The sequence below is a fragment of the Trichothermofontia sp. genome (genome assembly GCF_053493415.1).
Genome location: NZ_JBRCAD010000118.1, coordinates 1 through 5,539 on the forward strand (window position 1 = coordinate 1; position 5,539 = coordinate 5,539).

Consider the following 5,539-nt stretch of genomic DNA (forward strand, 5'->3'; position numbering starts at 1 on the left):
GTGTTGGGGCTGGGGGCACTTGCCGGGGTGGCACTAGCCACGGGCGATCGCGGCACGCTCGCCGACGCACTGCCAGCGGACATCGCGGTATTCTTGGCAGCGATCGGGGCGACAGGGGCCGCTGGGGAAGCCGTTGGGCGAGCCGCCGCCGGGAGCGATGGGGCTTGGGTGATCAGCGGTGCGGGTTCACGGGCCGCATCAGGCGGCCCAACCAGCTTCCGGTTGGGGGTGAAATTGGTGCCAAACAGGGCCACCCCCGCCGCCAGCGGGACGATCGAGACCTTTAAGCAATCGTAGAGTTTCATCGATAACACCCTGCCTCATTGCATAAATCCATTGAAGTCTTTTTCGCGGGAGTGTTCCCCCCATCCGGTAAAGTTGAGGCGATACCTCTGGCGATCGCGCCAGCCACCATTCCGGAATTGTGCGATGACTGCCCTCACCTGGACCCGTCGTCATATTCTATCGCTCGCTGACTTCACCCCAGCGGAATATGACATCGTTTTACAAACGGCTGCCAGTTTTCGTGAAGTATTGTCTCGGCGAACCAAGAAAGTCCCCGCCCTCCAGGGACAAGTGGTCACTAACCTCTTTTTTGAACCCTCCACTCGCACCCGTAGCAGCTTTGAACTAGCGGCCAAGCGGCTTTCAGCCGACATCCTCAACTTTGCGCCGGGGACCTCCTCCCTCACCAAGGGGGAGACGATCCTGGATACCGCCACAACCTATTGGGCGATGGGCACCGACCTCATGGTGATCCGCCACCAGGAAGCCGGGGTTCCCCAGACGATCGCCCAGGCAATGGATCGGCTAGGGTCAGGGGTTGGCGTGCTAAACGCCGGGGATGGGCAACACGAACATCCTTCCCAAGCGCTGTTGGACCTGTTTACCCTGTGCCTGTTGCTCGATGGCCAACAGCCGCGACTGGCCTGCCTCCAGGGCAAGAAAATTGCGATCGTGGGGGATATTTTGCATTCACGGGTGGCGCGATCAAACCTGTGGAGCCTGACAGCCAGCGGGGCTGAGGTACACCTAGCAGGACCGCCCACGCTGCTACCCCAGCTATTTGCCGTCTATGGGGAAAATCGACCGGGTAGCCTCCAGCTCCATTGGGAACTCGATCCCGCCCTCGATCGGGCTGATTTTGTGATGGCCCTGCGGTTGCAGCGGGAACGGATGAGCCAGCACCTCCTGCCCAGCCTGCGGGAGTATCACCAGCAGTTTGGCCTGACCCACGATCGCCTACGCCAGTGCCAGCCCCACGTTCGCGTCCTACATCCAGGGCCGGTCAATCGGGGGGTGGAAATCAGTTCTGAGTTAATGGATGATCCCCAATTCAGTCTCATCTCGCAACAGGTCACCAGCGGCGTCGCCGTCCGGATGGCCCTGTTATACCTCATGGGCAGTGGCCGCCATCCCACGCCATAGCCTGATCGCCTTGTTTGACCATATCGCTCATCGCCTTCCCCTGTGGTCTAGCGATTGCGGCTACGGGGGTCGAGGGCATCCCGCAGACCATCCCCCAGTAAATTAAAAGCCAGAACTGTCAGGACAATCATCAACGCCGGCGGCCAGATCAACCAGGGTTGAAGCACCAGGATCGAAGCATTCGTGGCCAGGGACAACATATTGCCCCAGGAGGGGTCTGGCTGCTGAATCCCCAGGCCAATAAGACTCAAAACCGATTCCGCCACGATAAAACTGGGTACAGAGAGGGTCGCCGCAATAATCACATAGGTGGCTGTTTGGGGCAGGACGTGGGTCGTGATGATGTATAACGGCGTCCCCCCCATGACCTGGGCCGCCTGGACAAATTCCCGCGATTTGATCGAGAGCACCTGTCCCCGGATCACCCGCGCTAGACTGGCCCAACCCACCAATGAGGTGATCACCACAATCAGAAGAAAGCGTTGGGCACTACTTAACCCAGCGGGGAGTACCGTCGCCAAGGCGATCAGCAGGTAAATGCTGGGAATTGTCATCAAGACTTCCACCAGCCGCATCAGCAGGCTATCGGCCCAGCCCCCAAAGTAGCCAGAAATCCCGCCCACCAACAACCCCAGGGGAAAGGAAATCGCGACCCCCACTAGGCCGACAAACAGGCTAATCCGCCCGCCATAGACCAATCGACTAAAAGCATCCCGGGCCTGATCATCGGTTCCCAGCAGGTTGAAGCGGGCCGGACCGATCGTGCCGAATAGACGCACATTGGTTTCCCAACCCAGAATCCGATAGGGGGTACCCCGCACCAACAAGCGGATGGGGGAGGGCTGGCTGCGATCGACGATTAACTGTTGTTCCCCCGTCGTGCGATCGATCAGCCCCTGTTCAGTCGGGTAAACATGGGGGCCGATCCACTGTCCGGCTTGATTGCGCCAGTAGATTTGGGTGGGGGGCAAAAGCGCCCCGTTGGGCTGGGAAGCATAGGGATCGTAGGGCGCGACAAAATCTGCCGCAATGACGGCCAAGTAAAAGACCAGCAACAGTCCTGCGCCCCAGCGGGCCAAGGCATTGTTACGAAGTTTTTGCCACCAGTTCATTGGCTAATGAGCGTCTTGAGTGCTTTCCTGCGGAGATTTGAGCGGAGCCGTGAGCGGCTCGGCCTCGAAGGGGGAGGTGCCCCCCGCCGCCGCTGCCACCACCGGATTACAGAAAAAAGAACCCGTTTGGGGCGGTAGGGTCGGATCAAGGGCAATTTCCACAATACTCTTGATCACACCCGTTAGGGGAATCGCCAGAATCACGCCCAGTAATTCCCCCACCCGTGCCCCCAACAATAAGGAGGCCAAAATAATAACCGGACTGAGGCCCGTCAAACTCCCCAAAATCCGGGGTGCGATCAGATTATCTTTGACCTGTTGCACCACCACCGCAACGGTGAGCACCTGGAGGGCCAGCCAGCCATCAATGAAAACCACCACCAGGCACACCGTGGCAATCCCCAGGGTGGCCCCAATAAAGGGGATCACCTCCATCAGGCCGATGAAAACCGAGAATAATAGGAAAAACGGCACATTTAAGAGCCAAAAAGCCACTGTTAGCATAACGGCCATAAACAGCCCTAACAGGAGTTGACCGGAGACAAATTTTTGCAAATTGCGCTCCAGGGACACGGTCAGCACATCCCGAATCTGGGGGGAGAGAAACTGGGTTAACCCTTTCCAGATCCGTTCCCCATCCAGCAACATATAGAAGGAAATGACTAGGATCAGCACCAGATCAATGACCCAGCCAAAGGTTCCCAAGACTAACCCCAGGCTTTTGCCGGCGATCGCCTGGGACTGGACTTGCAGTTGGGTTAACAGTTGCGACCCCAATAATTGCACATCAAAGGGGAGATTGTGGATCTGGCTCCAAGCCTGGAAGGCTAAAAATTGCTCCCGACCCGAGTCCAGGAGCATCGGTAAATTGCTAATAAACTGTTTGGCTTGATTCACGACGGGCGGGGCGATCGTGATCCCCACCAGGACCACGCCTACCCCCGCCAGAAGATAAACCAGGACCGCCGCGATCGGGCGGGGCAGTAACACCTGGAAGCGGGCCACCGCATAGTTGAGCAGGAAAGCGATCAGACTGGCAGTCACTAAAATACTGACCAGTTCGCCAATATACCGAATCGCCCCAACCGTGGCCCAGCCGACCGTCAAGATCAGCAGCCAGGTGAGCAAGAACTGTTGGAGGGGGGTAAAGACCCGATTCATACTGGATCTCGGCTCAATCTATTAGGCTCAACGCTAGATTTTCAGCTTACTCGATTCACCTGAACTGACAAGAGCGCGAGCCTGTCCGTCCTGCTCTGTCCCCACCGGATCAGCACCGGACGGCTGTTATACCGTTAGCTTTTGAGTGGCGGTGGCCTTAGGCACCGATGGCTTGCGGTGTTTTTTAACCGCCTGTCCCTGGATCACCTCAGGATGTGCGTCAAGAAGTTGGATCAAATCACCCAGGGGCAAAACCACCGGCATACCGTCCTTGAGCATTGAGACTGCCATACCTCACCTCCTAAAAACAATAAGTACAACGGCTTGTGGTTGTTACGGGTTAGTCGCAGCCCTGGGTGTTCCTGATGAGCATCCGTCGGGCTACTCGCTTGTCAACATCTGCAATTTCCTAGCGTTAACATGGGGTCGGTCTGCGCTGGGGCAGCCGCTCACCCCCATCTATCTTAAGGGATATTCGGGGTATAGGCTTCAACCGCTCGCATCGGCAAAGCCACGGAAGGTTTACCCCGTTTAGGGGGCTTTTTCCGATAGGGGGATGGGGACCGGGTAGCCTTCCGGGTGCCCCGGCGCAGTCGCATCGTTGGTGAGGGTTGCGCCCCTTGCAACCACGGACGTTGGGGCGGGGGCTAACCAACGCTGGAGCCGGGTGGGCAAAACCTCGCGCTGGTTAATTAAATAAATGCTGACCAAGGTAAGGCAAACGCCCCCCCATTGCAGCGGGGTCAACACTTCCTGGAGGAGCAGGTTACCAAATAACAGGGCAAAAACGGGGGTTAGGAAGGTTAGGGCACTCAGGCTGGTGAGGTTGCCCCTCGCAGCCAGATAGAAAAATAACCCGTAGGCGATCGCGCTGCCAAAGACGGTGGCGTAGGCCAAGGCTGACCAATCGGCGATCGTCAGGTCTGTCCATTGCCCGGTTTCCCACCAACCCGACAGCACAAATAGGGGAATCCCACCCAGAATCATGTGCCAGCCCGTCGCCACGATCGGGTCGGCATGACGACTGACAAAACGAATGAGGATCGTCCCCACCGCCATTGACAGGGCAGCCATCAGCATCAGCCATTGACCATGCTGAAACAGCGCCTCCAACAGCGCCAACAGATTAAACGACGCTGGGGTTAGGGTGGTGTGTCCCAACAGCCAAGCGCGGCCCGTGAGGAGCACCGAGGCCGGAATTCCGAGCAAGCTAATCCCCACCACCCCAAACACTAACCCCAGCCAGCCCACCGCACCGATGTGTTCCCCAAAGAGCCAACTGGCCATCAGGGCGACGGCCAAGGGTTGGGAGTCGATCATCACGGACCCTAACCCCGCACCGGTACGGACGAGGCCCTGGCCTAAAAAGCCCTGGAAGAGGGCGGCATCGATTACGGCAAACAGGGCAATCCAGCCCCAGGCCCGCCATCCCCGTGGTTGGGGTCTACCCATGAGGGCCGCAGCCAGGAGCACCAAAAGGCCAGCGGGCACCAGCCGAATCCCGGTCATGAAAAAGGGGGTGGTATGGGCGATCGTTCCCTTCATCGCCACCATTGCCGTACCCCACAGGAAAAATGGGGCAATTAGGAGGAGGGGGGCAAAGGGAAAACGGGCTTCAAAGGGCTTGATAGGCATGGGGAGGCCAGATAAAAGAAGGGGGTATGGGGGGTGATCGCGGCAGGGCTAGGGAGAGCCGGGAAACAGACAGGATCGCCCTGGCCCACGGCAGGGATCTCAAGGGGGCAAGTGATTAGATTTATTGTAGCGAAATATTGAGTTTTGTTAAGGTGGCGGTGATCGAGCTACCCACGGTTGGGGGGAGCGGCGCTGGGCGGGGG

The 5,539-nt window shown here is 58.3% G+C and carries 6 protein-coding genes; 1 reads left to right on the top strand and 5 read right to left on the bottom strand.

Translation table 11 applies throughout. The features are described from left to right. Positions 1-305 (bottom strand): hypothetical protein (locus tag ACWIUF_RS10405; RefSeq protein WP_448572296.1); only part of this gene is annotated, 305 nt, incomplete at its 3' end. 124 nt (positions 306-429) lie between these two features. Here ACWIUF_RS10405 and ACWIUF_RS10410 point away from each other — a divergent pair. Further along, positions 430-1,428: an aspartate carbamoyltransferase catalytic subunit gene (locus tag ACWIUF_RS10410; RefSeq protein WP_448572297.1), complete on the top strand. Its 999-nt coding sequence runs from the start codon at positions 430-432 to the stop codon at positions 1,426-1,428. 47 nt (positions 1,429-1,475) lie between these two features. Here the strand turns inward: ACWIUF_RS10410 and ACWIUF_RS10415 are convergent, their stop codons facing one another. The 4 genes from ACWIUF_RS10415 to ACWIUF_RS10430 form a co-directional block, all read right to left on the bottom strand. After that, the gene (locus ACWIUF_RS10415) at positions 1,476-2,540 is read right to left on the bottom strand and encodes an ABC transporter permease (protein WP_448572298.1); all 1,065 of its coding nucleotides are present in this window, start codon (positions 2,538-2,540) and stop codon (positions 1,476-1,478) included. A gap of 3 nt (positions 2,541-2,543) precedes the next feature. Next, complete coding sequence (locus ACWIUF_RS10420; RefSeq protein WP_448572299.1) at positions 2,544-3,701, bottom strand: AI-2E family transporter; 1,158 nt, start codon at positions 3,699-3,701, stop codon at positions 2,544-2,546. 126 nt (positions 3,702-3,827) lie between these two features. Then, positions 3,828-3,992 (bottom strand): hypothetical protein, encoded by a 165-nt coding sequence (locus ACWIUF_RS10425; RefSeq protein ID WP_448572300.1) that lies wholly within the window; start codon positions 3,990-3,992, stop codon positions 3,828-3,830. 240 nt (positions 3,993-4,232) lie between these two features. Further along, positions 4,233-5,336: a DMT family transporter gene (locus tag ACWIUF_RS10430; RefSeq protein ID WP_448572301.1), complete on the bottom strand. Its 1,104-nt coding sequence runs from the start codon at positions 5,334-5,336 to the stop codon at positions 4,233-4,235. Positions 5,337-5,539: the final 203 nt, after the last annotated feature.

Excerpts from the sequence above, each read along its gene's own strand:
- ACWIUF_RS10420 (WP_448572299.1), bottom strand. The coding sequence starts at position 3,701 with ATGAATCGGGTCTTTACCCCCCTCCAACAGTTCTTGCTCACCTGGCTG.
- ACWIUF_RS10410 (WP_448572297.1), top strand. The coding sequence starts at position 430 with ATGACTGCCCTCACCTGGACCCGTCGTCATATTCTATCGCTCGCTGAC.
- ACWIUF_RS10430 (WP_448572301.1), bottom strand. The coding sequence starts at position 5,336 with ATGCCTATCAAGCCCTTTGAAGCCCGTTTTCCCTTTGCCCCCCTCCTC.
- ACWIUF_RS10415 (WP_448572298.1), bottom strand. The coding sequence starts at position 2,540 with ATGAACTGGTGGCAAAAACTTCGTAACAATGCCTTGGCCCGCTGGGGC.
- ACWIUF_RS10425 (WP_448572300.1), bottom strand. The coding sequence starts at position 3,992 with ATGGCAGTCTCAATGCTCAAGGACGGTATGCCGGTGGTTTTGCCCCTG.